This is a genomic window from Mucilaginibacter panaciglaebae (genome assembly GCF_039539265.1).
In the GTDB taxonomy this organism is placed as follows: domain Bacteria; phylum Bacteroidota; class Bacteroidia; order Sphingobacteriales; family Sphingobacteriaceae; genus Mucilaginibacter; species Mucilaginibacter panaciglaebae.
This window is the reverse complement of record NZ_BAABCV010000004.1, coordinates 156,839-174,808: the sequence shown is the minus strand read 5'-3', so window position 1 is coordinate 174,808 and position 17,970 is coordinate 156,839. Positions and strand designations below refer to the sequence as shown.

At 43.8% G+C, this 17,970-nt stretch carries 17 protein-coding genes; 12 read left to right on the top strand and 5 right to left on the bottom strand.

Annotated elements, in window-relative coordinates:
• Positions 1–3: 3 nt before the first annotated feature.
• Positions 4–933, top strand: a complete 930-nt coding sequence (locus ABD772_RS06805) for a hypothetical protein (RefSeq protein ID WP_345102083.1) — start codon at positions 4–6, stop codon at positions 931–933.
• On the opposite strand, the gene ABD772_RS06800 is transcribed toward ABD772_RS06805, so the two are convergent.
• Complete coding sequence (locus tag ABD772_RS06800; RefSeq protein ID WP_345102081.1) at positions 923–1,534, bottom strand: isochorismatase family protein; 612 nt, start codon at positions 1,532–1,534, stop codon at positions 923–925. The genes ABD772_RS06805 and ABD772_RS06800 overlap by 11 nt on opposite strands.
• A 92-nt stretch (positions 1,535–1,626) precedes the next feature.
• Positions 1,627–1,848: a hypothetical protein gene (locus ABD772_RS06795; RefSeq protein WP_345102079.1), complete on the bottom strand. Its 222-nt coding sequence runs from the start codon at positions 1,846–1,848 to the stop codon at positions 1,627–1,629.
• Between the two features lie 102 nt (positions 1,849–1,950).
• On the opposite strand from ABD772_RS06795, the gene ABD772_RS06790 reads away from it, so the two are divergent.
• Positions 1,951–2,109 (top strand): hypothetical protein, encoded by a 159-nt coding sequence (locus ABD772_RS06790; RefSeq protein WP_345102077.1) that lies wholly within the window; start codon positions 1,951–1,953, stop codon positions 2,107–2,109.
• Between the two features lie 575 nt (positions 2,110–2,684).
• Positions 2,685–3,359, top strand: a complete 675-nt coding sequence (locus ABD772_RS06785) for a hypothetical protein (protein ID WP_345102075.1) — start codon at positions 2,685–2,687, stop codon at positions 3,357–3,359.
• Between the two features lie 148 nt (positions 3,360–3,507).
• On the opposite strand, the gene ABD772_RS06780 is transcribed toward ABD772_RS06785, so the two are convergent.
• Positions 3,508–3,807: a hypothetical protein gene (locus ABD772_RS06780; RefSeq protein ID WP_345102073.1), complete on the bottom strand. Its 300-nt coding sequence runs from the start codon at positions 3,805–3,807 to the stop codon at positions 3,508–3,510.
• Positions 3,808–4,244: 437 nt separating this feature from the next.
• Here ABD772_RS06780 and ABD772_RS06775 point away from each other — a divergent pair, with 437 nt between their 5' ends.
• Positions 4,245–5,765: a lipase maturation factor family protein gene (locus ABD772_RS06775; protein WP_345102071.1), complete on the top strand. Its 1,521-nt coding sequence runs from the start codon at positions 4,245–4,247 to the stop codon at positions 5,763–5,765.
• Here ABD772_RS06775 and ABD772_RS06770 read toward each other — a convergent pair whose 3' ends face one another.
• Positions 5,766–6,038, bottom strand: a complete 273-nt coding sequence (locus ABD772_RS06770) for a YtxH domain-containing protein (protein ID WP_345102069.1) — start codon at positions 6,036–6,038, stop codon at positions 5,766–5,768.
• Positions 6,039–6,418: 380 nt separating this feature from the next.
• Here ABD772_RS06770 and ABD772_RS06765 point away from each other — a divergent pair, with 380 nt between their 5' ends.
• The 8 genes from ABD772_RS06765 to ABD772_RS06730 all read left to right on the top strand — a co-directional run bounded on the left by ABD772_RS06765 (position 6,419) and on the right by ABD772_RS06730 (position 15,564).
• Positions 6,419–6,613 carry a hypothetical protein gene (locus ABD772_RS06765; protein ID WP_345102067.1) on the top strand — a complete coding sequence of 65 codons (195 nt, stop codon included), beginning with the start codon at positions 6,419–6,421 and terminating at the stop codon, positions 6,611–6,613.
• 81 nt (positions 6,614–6,694) lie between these two features.
• Positions 6,695–7,870 (top strand): hypothetical protein, encoded by a 1,176-nt coding sequence (locus ABD772_RS06760; protein WP_345102065.1) that lies wholly within the window; start codon positions 6,695–6,697, stop codon positions 7,868–7,870.
• A gap of 7 nt (positions 7,871–7,877) precedes the next feature.
• Positions 7,878–9,533 carry a hypothetical protein gene (locus ABD772_RS06755; protein WP_345102063.1) on the top strand — a complete coding sequence of 552 codons (1,656 nt, stop codon included), beginning with the start codon at positions 7,878–7,880 and terminating at the stop codon, positions 9,531–9,533.
• 296 nt (positions 9,534–9,829) lie between these two features.
• A complete protein-coding gene (locus tag ABD772_RS06750; RefSeq protein WP_345102061.1) occupies positions 9,830–11,335 on the top strand; it encodes a glycoside hydrolase family 172 protein in 1,506 nt (501 codons plus the stop codon).
• Between the two features lie 2 nt (positions 11,336–11,337).
• Complete coding sequence (locus tag ABD772_RS06745) at positions 11,338–11,784, top strand: DUF4395 domain-containing protein (protein ID WP_345102059.1); 447 nt, start codon at positions 11,338–11,340, stop codon at positions 11,782–11,784.
• A gap of 324 nt (positions 11,785–12,108) precedes the next feature.
• Positions 12,109–14,124 (top strand): beta-L-arabinofuranosidase domain-containing protein, encoded by a 2,016-nt coding sequence (locus ABD772_RS06740; RefSeq protein WP_345102057.1) that lies wholly within the window; start codon positions 12,109–12,111, stop codon positions 14,122–14,124.
• 26 nt (positions 14,125–14,150) lie between these two features.
• Positions 14,151–14,975, top strand: a complete 825-nt coding sequence (locus tag ABD772_RS06735; protein WP_345102055.1) for an SGNH/GDSL hydrolase family protein — start codon at positions 14,151–14,153, stop codon at positions 14,973–14,975.
• 163 nt (positions 14,976–15,138) lie between these two features.
• Positions 15,139–15,564 carry a lipocalin family protein gene (locus tag ABD772_RS06730; RefSeq protein ID WP_345102053.1) on the top strand — a complete coding sequence of 142 codons (426 nt, stop codon included), beginning with the start codon at positions 15,139–15,141 and terminating at the stop codon, positions 15,562–15,564.
• Positions 15,565–15,644: 80 nt separating this feature from the next.
• Here the strand turns inward: ABD772_RS06730 and ABD772_RS06725 are convergent, their stop codons facing one another.
• The gene (locus ABD772_RS06725; protein WP_345102051.1) at positions 15,645–17,765 is read right to left on the bottom strand and encodes a TonB-dependent receptor; all 2,121 of its coding nucleotides are present in this window, start codon (positions 17,763–17,765) and stop codon (positions 15,645–15,647) included.
• Positions 17,766–17,970 lie beyond the last annotated feature (205 nt).

Sequence of the window (17,970 nt, the reverse complement as noted above, 5' to 3'; positions counted from 1 at the left end):
GAGATGTTTAAAAAAGTATGCTCTCTGCTCTTGAGCCTGGCTGCAATCGTGGCACCTGTGGTTTGTTTGTTCGCGTTCCTTTTAAAACTGGGATATGAACCGTTGCTAACCAATTCTGTAAGCTTTGACGCTAAAATAGACCATTTCAGACAACACCATATAAAGCAAGTCGATATTTTGGCCATCGGCTCATCGATGACTGTAGATAACATCAACTCTAAGGTTATAACCGACAGCCTGAGCCGAAGCTATTATAATCTGGCATCGTGGGGTTTGCAAATGAGCGATCTTAAAAACCTGTTAGAATATTATACGCCGCGGCTTAAGCCCCGGTACGTCATAATAGCGTCCTCAACGCGCGACTTCGAATCAGGAGGCAATGCATCTATCAAAGAATATCTTGATGTGCCCGACTTCCTCAAACAATTTAAAGGCTACTTTTATTACAAAAACTTTAATTCATTACCCGCTATCGCAGATCGCAAAAAAATGGTTAATGCCTTTCGAAAATATAATATTTATACCTCGCTTATGTTTGATAACTATGGCGCTATATTGCTGAGCAAAACCGCAGCACCAGGTGCGGGTAATGTCAAAATCCTTTTTCCTACGGCTTATACCAATTCGCAGTACCGATCATTAGACTCACTTGCCCGTTTTTTAAATCAACAAAATGTTAAGCTGATTTTTGTTCAACAACCTGTGCGAAAAGATTACGAACAATTTTTAAATAATCCCAACATATCATTGCAGCATACCTCAAAATGTGAAGCCATCGTCAAAAAAAACAACGGTATCTACGTCAACTTAGCACATATACCCGAATTTGCAACGGATACATTTTTTGTAGACCAACATCACTTATCGGCCCAGGGTTCTGCTATAGCCACCAGGAAAATAGCAACTATAATAAAGCCTTATTTTAAGAAATAACAGCCAGTTCCCTTAGTTTGGCAATGATGGCCTCGGTAGTATCAATCTCGCCGATACGCGGAAAGATAGTGTTCAGGCTATGTTCATGCCCTGAAGCGGTCAGATCTGTCATGGCATCTTTAGCAAAAGTCAGGTTATAACCCAACACGCTCGCGTCGCGGGCCGTGGCTTCGACACCAATGCTGGTAGCTACACCGCCCAATACAATACCGGTGATACCTCGCTTTTGCAGTTCGTCATGCAATAACGTTTCAGGAAAAGCACTCCAGGTATGCTTGGTGATCAGCAGATCGCCGTCTTTAACTTCCAGTTGTGAAATGATATTTGCAGCGCCTGTAGCTTCAATTTTCGCTTTCATCTCGCGGATGCCTTCTTCAGTCTTTGGCATATTCGACCGCTCCACCCGCGCCAGTGTCCACTTAGCACCGACGGTAATTACCCGAACAAAAACCACCGGCAGCTTTTTAGTCCGGAAAGCATCAATTAATTGAGTGCAGTTTTTTACCACATCATTAAAAGGATGCACGGTTTGCAGGCCGGCAATACTGTTTTGCAGGTCGATTAAAACCAGTGCGGTTTTAGCGTCAAGTGCCGTGATCATAGTCATATTTTGTGTTAAAAGGCCGATCGGGTTTTAAAGGTTATTTGCCCATAAAAGTATAATAAATCTGCCATACACAGGGCATTACATAATTACGGTTGATCGTCATCATCATCGCGGTCGGTAAAGCGGGCCACGTCCTCGCCTTTGTGCACATTACGGTTGGGGTGTTTAATTTCGGCTTCGTTGGTTAACACATCGTCATCCAACTCATTTAATTCGTTATTAATTTCGTCCAGATTGCCCAAATCCTTCTCGCCGCCCGACGGCTTGCCCTTGCGCGGAAAAGTGCTTACGTTTTCTCTCTTTGTCATAGCCGATGTTTATTTAAATAAGTAATACCTGGGCTATTTGTTTAATAATTTGTAAACTTTATAAAAACCACCCTGTTGAATTAGTAACCAAATTGATCTGTTATGGAAACTAAGAAACAGACGGCTGTCAGCCCGCAACGGACTAATGCCAACAGAGAAGAACGAATACAAAAAAAAGCTAAAAGTGCCGCGACCACGGAAAGCAGCGTAGCCGCCGAGCTGAAAAACCGCGAACATGGCGGAGAAAAGCCCGCGAGATAAACCCCGGCTTTGGGGACTCACCCCACATCGCTTCGCTCAACGCCCCTCTCTTCCGCAAGTAGGAAAAGAGGGCAGTTTAATTTGTAATATCGAATGATGAATTGAATGTGAAGTATTTCATCATTCAGAATTCATCATTCGATGTTCGATATTCCTCGCCTTCGCTTCCGCCCGGTTAAGCGTTCAGGCTTAACCGGATTTATAGCGCAAGTGTCTACACTTGCGAGGATTGCTGTTTTGAGCATGCAATAAAAATTCCCTCCCCCGGGAGGGGTGCGGATGTTGAGAGCTAGGCAGGGAGGGGTTCGGCGTCAAGTCAAGCGTATAAGCCCCCCCTGGCGAGGGAATGATATATAAATTTACGCCAAATCTAACCCTAAGTGCGGATAATTTTGAAAATACCCCACTTATATACAAATAGGTTTATTGCTATTATTAATTGGTATTATTGGGCTTTCTGTATTATTAGAGCAAAAGATAAACGATACCTGTTTATTATTTTAATGTTTTTATTATCTGCTATATGTCTATTTTTATAACTTGTTGATTTTCAATTTTTTTGTCGAATTTATAATATGAATAGATTATTACTTAAAGTAGGCGTAGCGCTTGCAATCTTAGTTTTTTGTCTAATTTTTATACCCGATCCAGTAGGATTGAAACCGATCATTTCAGCGATTGTTATTGTGGCAATAATTCTTGTAGTGGTTTTTACAAAATTGATTAAAAAAGATGCTGACTATCAAAAAAATCTAATTCTTGCTGTAGGTTTCGGCTTAACAATAATAAGTTGGTTTATAACGGGATATATGAACAATGTTCAATCTGTTAATGAATCAAAAAGATCTTTAAAAGTAAAGCTATTGCTTGACGCATATATTAGATTGGAAAACTCTGACCATAGAGACATTGACAGAAAGGGATTGCAACATAATAAATATGATTATGTTTACCTGAATTACGCAGAATCAGCTGTAAATAGCATACAGTTAATGGGTGATGAAAAATTAATAGCATTGACTAATAAATTTACCATGTCGGGGGGTAAGGAAAACTTCAACGAATTATTAATCGAGTTGCGAAATGAGTTAAGAAAAGAATTAAATTTATCTAAACTTCCCGACAGTTCTCAATATAGTCCGACAGTTTACAGGATGTATAGAAATGAAAAAATGGATACTTTAACTGATGAACAAAGATTAAATCTTATAATCAGACTTAGTGAATATGATAAAGAATTATTGAAATAAATTAATCTTTAGGTGGTTGACCAACATTAGCAACTGCACCTAATAATTTGCCAAAATTATCCTTTTTTAAGCCTTTAAATCCAATTTTTTTCTCACCAGCTTGATTGAATTTATTAAGTATTGCACTATTATTCTTTTTTATAGCTTTTTAAATCAGGAATAATACGTTTCTGATTGTTTGATTAAAATCTATTGAAATATCAATATCGTTATAAACTTCTGTTTTTATTTCTTTAGCTATTGTCTTTGCAATATTTCCTACATTTTTAGCATAGGCTTTGCTGTTACCCATCGCTAAGAACAAATCAACAAATCCAATTCTGATTAGGTCATATTTTTCCAGTTTGAATATGGCTTGCTTTTGGTTACTGTACTTAATACCTAATTCACGGAGTGCCTCTTGTAACTCTTTAGCCGTATAGCCAAATAAATTGCTCGTTCTTGCCACCAATTAAGTCCAGGGGTTCTAAATACTTTCTCATAGTGTTCATTTTTAAAATAATTCTGATGCTAAAATATCCCATGACTTTGCAAATATCAAAAAAAGCCGTTATTTGAGCATGATTTAAATACTCCCCTTCCATTACTTTTTTATCGAGATTTAAAAGGTATTCCCTAATTGGTTTGACCGTTGGGGAGCGTCGAATCATGGCTATACTTTTACCATGTCAATGGTAACGGCCCAATCAAAAACCGCCTTTTTGATATTATTGATTGAATTGACATATTTGTAGACACTGAAATAATCAATCATTGGCTCCCGGGGGAGGGAATCGCACATATTCTTGGCCCCTCTTTCCGCCGAAGGGGAAGAGAGGGAGGTCCGGCAAGCGTAGACCGGATGAGTCCTCATCGTCCGAAAAGGTTTATCTTTATCTAAACACCATGAGCATCACCCGGGAAACCGACACTGCCCCCACCTACTGGCTCACGCGCTTTGTGCTGCTGCGTTTGTTGGGTACGGTATACGCGGTTGCTTTTTTGGTGGCAATAAACCAGCTTATTCCGCTTATCGGTGAGCACGGTTTGCTGCCGGTTGGAAATTTTTTTGATGCTATCCGGCAATCATACGGGTCGACGGGTGCCGGATTTTGGAAGCTGCCTTCTTTATTTTGGTTCTGGCACTCGGATGCCGCTTTGCAGGCTGTAGCCTGGGCAGGCTTCATCCTTTCGCTGGTGGTTGTCGCGGGGTTTGCCAATGCGCCCTTAATGGCGGTGTTGTGGTTTCTGTATTTGTCTATAGTACACGCCGGGCAGGATTGGTATGGCTACGGCTGGGAAATACAATTAACCGAAACAGGTTTCCTGGCGATATTTCTTTGCCCGCTGCTCGATATGCGGCCTTTCCCTAACAGGCCGACGCCGTGGGCCATTATCATTTTGTTCCGCTGGCTTACCTGGCGGGTTATGGTGGGTGCAGGTATGATCAAATTTCGGGGCGACCAAACCTGGCGCAATGCTACTGCGCTTTACTATTATTTTGAAACACAGCCTATCCCCGGTCCGCTTACGCGCTGGTTTCATTTTTTACCGCGGATATTGTTAAAGCTTGGCGTCTGGTTCAATTGGCTGGCCGAACTGGTTGCACCCTTCTTTGTGTTTTGGCCCCGCATCGGCAGGCACATTGCAGGGGTTATTATTGTGCTGCTGCAAGTATTCATCATCTTAAGCGGCAACCTGTCTTTCCTCAACTGGCTGACTATTATACCGGCTTTAGCTTGTTTTGACGATAGCTTCTGGGTACTGATATTGCCCAAAAAATTGAGCGCAAAGGCCCGCGTGGCCGACGAACAGGCCGAAGAATCAAAACCAATGACAATAACTGCATGGGTAATTACAGGCATCGTCGGCATTTTGAGCATACAGCCGCTTTATAATATTCTATCACCTAACCAGGCCATGAACCGGTCGTTCGAGCCTTTTGAACTGGTAAATACTTACGGCGCCTTTGGCAGTGTAGGAACGCAACGCTTTAACGTGATCTTTGAGGGGACACTGGACGACACCACCGGCAATAAAGCCAATTGGACACCATATTTATACAAAGGCCTGCCGGTAGCCCTGAATAAACGCCCACCGCAGGTAGCGCCTTACCAATTACGGCTCGACTGGCAGATGTGGTTTGCATCAATGGGTACGGCAGAGCAATATCCGTGGACCTACAATTTAGCCTGGAAGCTTTTACATCATGACGCGACAGCCTTGAGCCTGTTTGCCAATGACCCCTTCCACGGCAGGGCGCCGCGGTATATCAGGGCCACTATTTACCAATATAAATTTGCCAAGCCCGGCAACCCGCAGGGCCTGTATTGGACACGCGGGTTGCTGGGCGGCTGGATGCCGGTATTATCAAAGGACGATCCCCGGCTTATCCGGTTTCTTCGATATGAAGGCTGGGTCAAATAGCTATCTGCTTACATGATCGGCCACCGCTTTTACGGCCCTTCTTGAGACTCCTGTTTTATCGCTTATAAAAGTTGATGCCATGTTCTTGAACTCGTCTTTCAGGCTGTGGCTTATTTTGTCGATAGTATCTCCCAGCGAGTCAGATATCTTATTGCGGGTATTGTTGCCACTATCAGTTAAATACAAATAAGCAATAGCACCGGCTGCCGCTACACCTGTTACGCCCAGGATTATCAGGGGCGTATTATTCTGTCTTCTAAATAGATTTTTCATAAGTGTGTATTTTTAAGTTTAACATAACTGCGCTGTTTTTGGTTTCTGTTATTTGACAAATGAACCCTTAATTTGAATTATCAATAACTTATCTCTGCTCAACTAATTAACTAATTGAAGTTTCAGGGTGTTTCACTCGCATTTAGTCAAAAAATCTGAAAATAGCATCAATAAGTTTATTTACAAGCAGTTAACTACCATTACCTAAAGTATTGGTACTGTTTCAAAGTGTTTCACTCAATTTTTACAACTTTCTTATTTTCAGCAATTTAACTATAAAAAGTGTTTCAAGTGTTTCAAAGTGTTTCACTTTTTAGTGAAACACCACCGCACTTATTTCACTAAAACAATTAAACGCCCCGATCATTTTATTTATTACTATGAAAAAGCAAACCATGCCCAACGAACCAGACGAAAGGCCGGTAAATCCCGAGCGTCCCGAGATACAACAGCCACACGACCCACATGAGCCTGACCTCCCTCAAAGAGAAGTGCAGGAAGTACCACAAGAGCTGCCGCCACAACCATCGCCACCAAATGAAACCGGCAACCCGCAACCCGGCCCAGGCTTTTAGGTACTGTTTTTATGTTTGATATTTTGGCGTATCTTGCTGCGGTGCCTGTAAAGCAGACACCACCGCTTAAACGCCAATACAATGAGTACCATAACCTTATCTCAACCAAGGGCCGGAAGCAGCCGTGCGCTGCCTATCTACGTTTATGCCGTGGTCTTCGCCTCGTTCTGCATAGTTATTGGGTTGATATGGGACATCTCCTGGCACATGAGCATAGGCCGCGATGGTTTGTTTGCGCCGCCGCATTTGGTTACCTACCTGGGTGCCATTACGTCGGGCTTATTCTCGGGCTACTACGTACTGCGCCTTACCTTTGCCGGCAAAGCTGAACAAAAGCAGCAATCTATCAAGTTCTGGAACTTCTTCTATGGGTCGCTGGGTGCGCTGTTCTGCATCTGGGGTGCCTTCACCATGATCACCTCCGCCCCGTTTGATGACTGGTGGCACAATACCTTTGGCCTGGATGTACAGATCCTCTCGCCGCCGCACACCGTGTTGCTATTAGGAATGATCAATATCCAGTTTGGCGCCATGGTAAGTGTGATGGCTTTGCAAAACCGGGTGGCCCCGGCTAACACTTATTCGCAGAAGGCCCTGGCGGTTTGCTTCATGTTGTCATCCGGCTTTTTATTGGTGATGCTGTTCACCATCGTCTCAGAATATCTTACCCGGCATGATATGCATAAGGTGCTGTTTTACCAGGTGGCTTCGGCTTTATTCCCGTTATTCCTGGTGGCTATATCCCGTGCATCTACCAGTAAATGGGGCGCCACGCGCATGGCCGCAGTTTACATGATACTCATGGCCCTGCTGGTTTGGGTATTACCCCTGTTCCATGCCGAGCCTAAGTTAGGGCCGGTATATTATCATTTTAATAATTACCAGGCGTTCCATTTCCCGCTGCTCCTAATCTTCCCGGCTTTGATGATTGATCTGATTAATCATCGCCTGCAAGGCCAAAAACCAATTATAAAAGCTTTGGCACTGGGCGTTACGTTTACATTGATACTGCTTACAGTGCAATGGCCGTTCGGCGATTTCCTGGCATCGCCTTATTCAAGAAACTGGTTCTTTGGCACCAATTCATGGTATTTTGGCTCAGACCCCAATTACGAATACCGTTATACTATTGCGCCATGGAATAATGATACGGGAGTCGTGTTAATCAAGGGTTTAGCTATCGCGATGGTGTTTGGGGTGTTGTCGGCATGGTTGGGTTTAACCTGGGGCCGTTGGATGAAATCAATCAAACGCTAAACCTTACATGAAAAGATTTATATTTTCTCTCACTATGCTTTTTATTGCCCGCAGCACCTACGCGCATGTGGGCAGCCCCAGTGTAACCTTTGAGGGCAATGCCGGCCCCTACAAAGTAATTGTAAGTATCAATCCGCCCGACGTTATACCCGGCACTGCCCAGGTGAGTGTGTTCCTGCAAGAATCACCCAAAGGCATAACAGTGAGCGCCAAACCCGTTTACTGGACTGCAGGCACTGACGGTACACCTCGCGCAGACGTAGCTATTCCCGCCAAAAATCAACCCGGCCGTTATGATGTAAAGATCTGGTTCATGAATATCGGTACCTCGAGCATCGATATTACCATTGACGGCCCTAAAGGTAAAGGCACTGTTCTGGTGCCTGTTATGGCCATATCAACAGCTAAAAAAACCATGTCCCCCGGCTTAGGCTGGGGTTTGCTGGCTATGGCTGCTTTTTTAGTATTACTTATGGTAACCATCATAGCATCTAGCGTAGCTGATAGCCAGCTGGAGCCTGGATCTGAATTGACTCAACACATCCGCCGCAAGCGGTTGATTGGTGGCCTAAGTGCGCTCATTATTTTGCTGCTGATATTATGGGGTGGACGCATCTGGTGGAATGCTGCTGCCGCGAAATATAACCACTTCTTGTATCGGCCGTTACAGGCCACAACTACGGTTAATACTGAAAATGGCACACTGCGGCTATCAATAGATATTGATCAGCTCAACAGCATAACCAGCTCAAAACGCATGAACATTACGCGTAAAATGAGTTACCTGATACCCGACCACGGCAAGCTGATGCACCTGTTCCTGGTCAAAGCCGGCGATCTGGATGTGTTTGCGCATCTTCATCCGCGCCGTGTTGACTCCGTTACTTTTGAAGCCAAAACACCCGATCTGCCTGCTGGCAAATATTGGGTGTATGCTGATATAACACGCCTGAGCGGCTTTGCCGAAACTATCGTAGATACACTGGAAATTAAAGATCATACCCATCAAAAGGCAGGTATGACAAATCCAGTCGGCGCCATACCTGATCCTGACGACACTTACTATATTACTAACCCGGTAAATAAAAATATGCCCGCCCGTACCGGCGCCGCCACTTGTGGATTGCCCGGCATAGCAACCAAACTAAATGATGGGTCAACCATTATCTGGGTGCAAAAGCCTGGCCTGCAGTTAAGAACCAATGAGCTTACTCAACTAAACTTTGAGATATTGGCACCGAACGGCCAGCCTGCCAAACTGGAACCTTATATGGGTATGCCGGCACATGCCGTAATATTGAAAGATGACGGCAGTGTTTATATCCACCTGCACCCGGCGGGGAGCTATTCGATGGGTTCGCAAAAAGCTTTGTTAGACAGGATTGCTTTCCATAAACCGTTAGATAGTTATCTGCCAAAACCAAAAGAATTTGCAGACAGCATTGACCGCTTTGTAGCGCACTTGAACGCTATGAATGAAGCTGATCGCACAAAATTACTTATGGCCGGTATGCCTGCGATGTCTTCAACCAAAATGGGCGGGATGCAACATCAGGTTAGCTTTCCCTATACGTTCCCGCAACCAGGTAAATACCGTATCTGGATACAGGCAAAACGGAATGGACAAATTATCAACAGCGCTTTCGACGCAGAGGTTAAATAACCATAAATTTAGTGGTAATTTATTATTGACAGATAGATGTTCAATTGGTGTTGATGAAAACGGTATAATATCGGTGCTTTTATTAACCACTGACCAATAAATTTGCGGTGCATTTAACTGTTCGGTACCGTTACAACCGGCCGTACAGTGCCGAACACCAAATAACTGTTTAATATCAGTTTATTTTTTTAGCATTGTATATGCGCAAAAACCGGAAGACCGTTTTTCTAACCTTATTATCGTCGCTGCTATTTACAGGCTGCGCTGTGGATACTAGTAAATCTCTGTTAAACTTTATGACCAACAATACCTTGCGGGCTTTGAAACCGGGAGGCCACCTCAGAGAATACCAGGCAAGTAGTTATGACCGCCGTTCGGTAGCCTTTGACCAGCCGGGGTGGTTTACTAACAAGGACGCTTCGCAGTATATCCGTACCGATATAGTGGACGGCCGTCAGGAGCATGTGATGATGGATGCGGATGGCCCGGGCGTTATTGTCCGTTTCTGGCTAACTACTTTTAAACGCGATGGCATTATCCGTATTTATTTTGACAATAAAGCTGAGCCAGAAATTACTATCCCCGCTTATGATTTGATGAAGATAGGATTGCCATTGGGCCGCGCGTTATTGCAGCCTCACTCCAGCTATGAACCTAAAGAAAAAGGAGGCAGCACACTCTACCTGCCTATGCCTTACGCTAAGCATTGCAAAGTCACTTTTGAAGATAAAGACAAGGATAGTCAGCCACGTTATTATCAGATCAATTACCTTAAAGTGAGGCATGCCGAAACCTTTACCTTAAAACATTTCAATGAGCTCAAGGCCCTGGCCGACAAGACAAATGATAAACTATTACACCCTGACAGCATAATAACAGGGCCCACTACCGACATTGATCAGCAAATAGCGCCTAACAACCAAGCTTCTGTAGATTTGCCTCATGGCTCGTCGAGTATACAGATGCTTTCCATCAGCATAAAAACTGATAACTCAGCGGATTATGCGCAAGCATTGCGTTCGACGATATTGAAGATAGATTTTGATGGCGAGCAGACTGTATGGTGCCCTATCGGAGATTTCTCCGGATCGGGCGTAGGCGGCAAACCGCTGAAGAGCTGGTACCGCACCGTAAAAGCCGATGGCGAGATCATCAGCCGTTGGGTAATGCCTTACCGGCATACAGCCAAAATAACGGTTTTAAATTTAGGGGATAAAGCGGTTAAAGTATCCCTTAAAGCGGCCAACGGTAAATGGAACTGGAATAAATATACCATGTATTTCCATGCCGACTGGAAGAACCGGGTTAATGTCCCGCTAAGGCATGTTGATGTGCCGGTTTATCCGACAGATAAAGATTATCCTATGGATTGGGACTTGAATACCATTGAAGGCAGCGGCGTTTTTATGGGCGAAACCTTTGCAGTGTACAACCACATGCATGTCTGGTACGGCGAAGGCGACCAAAAGATCTGGGTTGATGGGGCTGCTTTCCCTGTGGAATATGGCACGGGTACTGAAGATTATTACAATACCTCGTGGGCGCCGGTGGTGCTATATCAAACACCTTTTGCCAATGCACCACGTGCTGACAACGCCGACTCATTTGGTTACAACACATTTACCCGTACCCGCAACCTCGACGCTGTACCATTCAGCAAATCGTTTCGCTTTAGCATTGAAACTCTGGGTTGGAAAGATGGCTTTGCCGACTTTGCCGCTACCACCTACTGGTACGGTTTTAAAGGTGCAAAAAGCAGCGCAGCTGCTCATCAGTCTATACCCGGAAAACTGCCACAATAGCTATGGCAAATGATAATTTAGATTGCCCGGTTGATTTTGTAACCGTTGATGAACATCGGGCAAGGCTGGTGGCCTTTGTAGTACTTTTGTTGGCCATTATTTGTTTTGTAACGCTCAATTGGGGCTTATCTCTATTCATGTTGGTTGACTTTATTTTGCGAGCGCTTAATCTCAATAAGTATAGCCCGCTAAGTTTTATTGCGGGATGGCTGCTCAAGGCATCAGGCAGAAAACCCAAACCGGTTGACAGGGCGCCTAAACGCTTTGCGGCTTTTGTCGGCCTGGTATTTTCATTGGCGATAACTATCGCTTTGCTTACCGGGTTATTCACCGTTGCCAGGGTATTGTTGGCAATCCTGATGGTGTTTGCAGCTTTAGAATCATTAGCAGGTTTTTGCGCCGGTTGCTACGTATATACCTATCTGAAAACGTTTGGGTTGGTCCGTTGATAGCTGCCGAAATCAAGTGATGGTGATCCAAGTGTGTATGTGTATCACCTGGATCACTATAAGAAATTAACTAACTGATAATTAATATATTAACAATTTTACCTTTAGAATTTGGATCACTTTGGATCACTTTTTCTGACTTTTAAGTGGTTTTTTGGATCATTGATTTACACGCTGGTAAGCCCGATAGCATATTAGACGTAATGCATTGCGTCTAATGATCACCCACGCTGTCCGAAGTTTCAAAAGTTATTTTGCAATACTTACTTGTTGCGCCGATTTTAAATAAATCTGCTTAAGTTTAGGGCCAAATTATTCCTTTTTATGAGACGTTTCTATCTGCTTGCCTTACTGGTTTGTTTCGCTGTTGTTCCACAAATTGGCTACAGTCAAAATTATACATTGGCCAAAGCACCGTTAAGACAAAGCCCATACATTGAACTGCCGCTGGGTGCTATTACCCCACACGGCTGGCTGCGCGAAATGCTGATCAGGCAAAAAGAAGGTGCCACCGGCAATCTGGATAAGTTGTATCCGCTGGTAATGGGTAAACGCAATGGCTGGCTAGGTGGCGATGGCGACCAATGGGAACGCGGCCCTTACTGGATAGACGGCCTGCTGCCGCTGGCTTACATCCTGAAAGATAAAGAGCTTATAGCCAAAGTAAAACCCTGGATTGAGTGGAGCATTAAAAGCCAGCAGCCTGACGGTTATTTTGGCCCATCGAAGGATTACCCGAACGAGCCCGGCATACAACGCGACAATAGCCGCGACTGGTGGCCAAAAATGGTAATGCTTAAAGTATTGCAGCAATACTACACTGCTACCGGCGACAAACGGGTGATCAACCTGTTAACCAACTATTTCAAATATCAGCTTAAAGAACTGCCTAAAGAACCACTTAACCATTGGACTTTTTGGGGCCAATGGCGCGGCGGCGACAACCTGATGGTGGTTTATTGGCTGTACAATATAACAGGTGATAAATTTCTGTTGGATCTGGGCGACCTGATACATAAACAAACTTTTGATTTTACCGGTGCTTTCCTGAAAGGCGAAATGTTAACCCGCCTGGGTAGTGCTCACGGCGTTAATTTAGCCGAGGGTATGAAAGAACCGCTGATCTACTATCAGCAACATCCGGAGCAACAATATGTGGATGCAATGCAAAAAGGACTGCACGACCTGACCAAATATAACGGCATGGCGCATGGTCTTTTTGGTGCCGATGAGTCGCTGCATGGCAACAACCCTACCCAGGGCTCTGAGTTGTGTACAGCTGTTGAGATGATGTTTACTTTGGAGAATTCGCTGGCGATTACCGGCGGAGTTGACTATGCCGACCGACTGGAGAAAATAGCTTTTAACGCCTTGCCCGCCCAAACCTCTGAAGATTACATGACACGTCAATATTTTCAGCAGGCTAACCAGGTGATGCTTACCCGTGCGGCACATAACTTTAACGTTAACCATGCGGGTACCGATGTTTGTTATGGTTTACTTTCGGGTTACCCTTGCTGCACCTCAAACATGCACCAGGGCTGGCCTAAGTTTACCCAAAATCTGTGGTACGCAACGCCCGATAACGGACTGGCGGCATTGGTTTATTCGGCCAGTGACGTTAATGCCAATGTGGCTAACGGCGTGCCGGTTACTTTTAAAGAGGAAACCAATTACCCGTTTGATGAAAATATCCGTTTTACACTGAGCTTAAAGAAAAATGCAAAATCAGTATCATTCCCCTTCCATCTGCGCATACCGGCCTGGTGTAAAAATGCGACCATTAAGGTTAATGGTACCGAAGTACAACAATCGCCCGGCAACCAGATTGTGAAAATAAACCGCGATTGGAAAAACGGCGACGTAGTTGAACTGCAATTACCGATGCACATTTTCAAAAATACCTGGTATGAAAACTCGGTGTCTATAGAGCGCGGTCCGCTGGTATATGCCCTGAAGATTGGCGAAGACATTAAACTGGTTAAAAACGACCGTGACCCTATTGCCTATGGCAGCGAGTATTATGAAGTGCGCCCAACCACACCCTGGAACTATGGTTTGATTGAAACGCGCAACAATCAACTTGAGAAAGCATTTGCGCTGCAGAAGAAAGACCAGGTTAGTGCTTATCCATGGGATTTAGCTAGTGCGCCGCTACAGCTTACCGTAAAAGCACGCCGCATCCCTAACTGGACATTGTATAATAACATGACGGGCCCGATGCCTTACAGCGTAATTTATAATGAAGGCACGCCGAAAGAGAAAGATGAAGAAGTAACACTGGTGCCTTATGGCTGTACCAAGCTGCGCATTTCAGAGTTCCCGGTAGTGGGCAGATAATTTTTGCAGATTTTTATAATTGTGATATGAAAAAGATACTTGTTTTAATTTGCGCCATTTTTGTGCTAAGTTCGTTTACCCGTAAGGAGCTAACCTGGGTAGCCATAGGCGATTCAATAACCTATCTGAATGATCATAAAAACGAAACAAAAGATCGCCTGACTAAAGGTTACCTTACGCAGGTTACCGAAAAGCTTCCCTATATTCACTATATCAACAAAGGCTACAATGGCTGGACATCGGGCGGTATTGCCGGTAGCTTTGATAAATTAAATATCCCTAAAGGCGATGTCTATACTATTTTCCTGGGTACCAATGATTGGTGGCAGGGACGCCCTATAGGCACTATTGACGATTACCAAAACAACAAGGGTAATAACACAATTTATGGGTCATTCAGGATTATTATGGATAAGATCAGGGCGTTAAATCCTGAAGCCAAAATTGTTTTAATGACTCCATTGCAGCGGGTTGATTTTGTTTACCTGTTTGATAAAAAGAATAATGCCTACGGCTCTTATCGCGAAAAGAACGGACAGACCCTGGAAGCTGTAGCTAATGCTATTGCTGCTAGCGGGAAACTGGAAAACATACCGGTGGATGACCTGTATCATAATGCCGATTTTACGCTGCCAAAGCTGGTTAAATTTAAACGAGTAAAAGATGTGCAAACAGACCAGTACGCTGATTTGCCTTATCCAAAATCTATCGATATTCCGTTTAATCCGTCAACTGATGATTACCCGTACCCTACTGAGGCTATCGGTTTAACTTTTGACGGGTTGCATCCTTCGGATAAAGGCTGCGCCGTTATTGCCAAAAGCCTGGTTAAGATCATGAAAAAGTTTTAAGCAACATAAAGCTTATTATCATGCCATTAAATGAGTAAAGGTCTCCCAAAAAAACAATCTGCTTAAGATCAGCTCATCTTTTGTCAATGTTCCTTGAATTAAACATATTTAACAAACTCCGTACAAACGTATAAGCCTAAAATTTAAACTATTAAGCCCAATTATGAAAAAAACTCTACTGACTCTGCTGGTTGCTTACACCATAACTACGGCAGCGATGTTTACAAGCTGCACCAAGCTATCGGAGCAGCCCAGCCAATCTCAGCAAATCCTTGGTAAATGGACCATGCAAACCGCTATTGACAATTACACCACATTGGGTACAAACCAGAAGGACACCACAGCTTTTACCTCGGCCGACTACTTTGATTTTAAAGCAGATGGCACCGTATCTATCATGGAAAGCACCAAAGCTTACAATGGAAAATGGAAAATAACCAACAATAAACTGGTGTTTACCAATACCAACTATGTTGACTTTGACGGCGGGTTTAATATCACAACACTAACAAGCACCAGATTGAAAATTCACTACTTTCAGACAGACAGCACATCAACGCTCGACCAAATACTTAATTTTAGCAAATAAGCAACAAAGCCCGTTAATGCGGGCTTTGTTGCTAAACTTCAGTAACTATAGGCTTCAATGCTGGGTTAGCCAGAGGGACGTCATAACCCCACTTTGAAGCCGGCGCCGATGTATCTGCGGTTTTCTATGTATTTAAATTGATCGCTTTGTATCAGGTTGCGGGCATTAGCATACACTTCCAGGCTTTTAACCGCCTTTACCTGCAATTTATAACCCAGGTCGATATTCTGCAGATTAAAAATATTTACCTTACCAGTAACAACCCAGGTTCTTGAATACGCCGTATGCGCAAGTAATGCCTGATTAAGCGCGTAAATCATCCCAAAATCCAGATAAGCATTTTTGAAATTCAGATGATTTACAAAACCACCGGTTATAAAGGGTTTGCCCGGATAAGTTAATCGCAAATATTCGGGCAGATAGTTTCGTACTTTATAGTTGTCGCGCATAAGTACATAAGTACCGTTCAGGCTGGTGCGCCAGCTAAAGTCGCCATCGGTTGGCAGCGCGAAGTCGATGCCGACACGATGCAGCTCAACACGAGCTTCTGTGTTTTGAAACATATCCGTAAACCCCGGCAACCTGATCAAAACAACCTGCGTGGTGCTAAATCTTTTCAAGCTATAATTGTAGCTGAACGACAATTTGTTTTCCAAAACAGAAAACACAGCGCCCCCCTGTATTTGTGTATAAACCTGGTAGGGATCGGGCTGACTGTCAAACCTTGCATTATTTCCCGGATGAATATAAAGCTGATCTATCAGGCTGCCATATTTATCATTCGAGTAATTAAAGTTTCTGGCATATGATCCGTAAATATTCAACCGCATTTGGTCGGTGTCCAATTGCAACGGCGTTAACAAATCAATGCTTACAGAAGCAAAAGGCAACGGCTGTGTCTGGTCATGATCTTGTACGGTTGGCTTTGCGGTACTGTTAAAATAAGTTTGGAAACCACCTTGCACAATTAACCAGTCTAAATAGCTAAAGGCTATTGACGGTGTCAAAATTCCCAGTTTTTGTTTGGTTGTATAATTGTTATCCAAAAAATTGCGGAATGCCCCATTAGAAGCGCTCGCAAATTGAGCGCTATGCGGGTTATTCACCTGTCTGAAAGTAAAATTAACATTAGGCTGTAGCGAAAAATTTTCCAGTTGTGCACGGTAAGTGATATCTTCTGTTGCAACAAAACTATTAACAGAGCTGGTCGAATCCCGCCTGCTGCCCGCTCCTTGCAGGGTTCCGTTGGCATTGTAGCTTGCCGCTAACGACTCGCCATGATCGCGCAGGCGTTCAAAACCGGCGCTAATTTTATTGGTAAAGCCCTCTGCTATGATGGTAGCTAACTTAACATCGGTATAAAACAAGTTTTGGCTGTTATAAAAACTATTAACGTACTTTGCCGAGCTGCCGGCTAAAGCCGCCAATTCATCAGCATTGTTTGAACGGTCGCGTTGCGGCACATAGCCGGCGTTTACGGTTAACAGGTTGGCATCGCCCAATTTAACGTCCAAATAACCATTAAACTTAAAGCGGTTTGAGCTTATTGGCGCCGCCGGTGTATTTGTCGACGCTGGCAATACATAATACCCATAGGGTAATGTATTATGCAATATTTCGGCAGATATGCCTGCCTTGATCATATCCGAGTTACCATAAGCCGACACGTAGTACTGATGATACATGTCGTTACTTTTAGGGTATTTAGCGCTACTGTTGTTAAATGTATAAGGCGATCTTTGCGTAAGCCTGATAAACTCTGATTGCCCGGCTATGGTAACACCCCTGGCTTCGCTGCCGCCGTGCTTTGTTTTTACCAGGATCAGGGTTTTAGTGGCATCAACACCATTTAGTACCGCCGCTGCGTTCTGTACCATGGTTATCTCGTCGATGTCATATATGCTGTAAGCGTTGACATCAGCATTCAGGATGCCGTCTATCACATAAACATAACTTTGATGAGCACTGTAAACGCCATAGGTATAAATATTTATAGCAGATTTCAAATCCGTAAAAGGCATCTTTTCCAGATCGGCCGCTTTGATGGTTACAGCTTGTACATTGCGCTTTTTAAGGGTAAGCCGCCCCAGGTCGTAGGTTGATGAATCAGTTGCAACTTCGTTCGATTCCGACTGGGCCTGAACAAGATTTAAAAATCCTGACATAAACAAAGAAGCGCATGCAAGTAAAGCTATTTTCATGAGCGTTGCGATAAGGTAACATTACATTAATAATAGCTTTCCTGATTGCTGCGTCAGGCTAAAAAGCCAGCGACAAAAAAGTACCACGCATATATTATTGATAATGTTAATAGAGTTGTTTGTGGACTAATTGGTTTATTAATCTAAGTAAATGAATATTAGTCAATAAATCAAATAATAAAGGGCTTAAAACGCCCTAAAAACG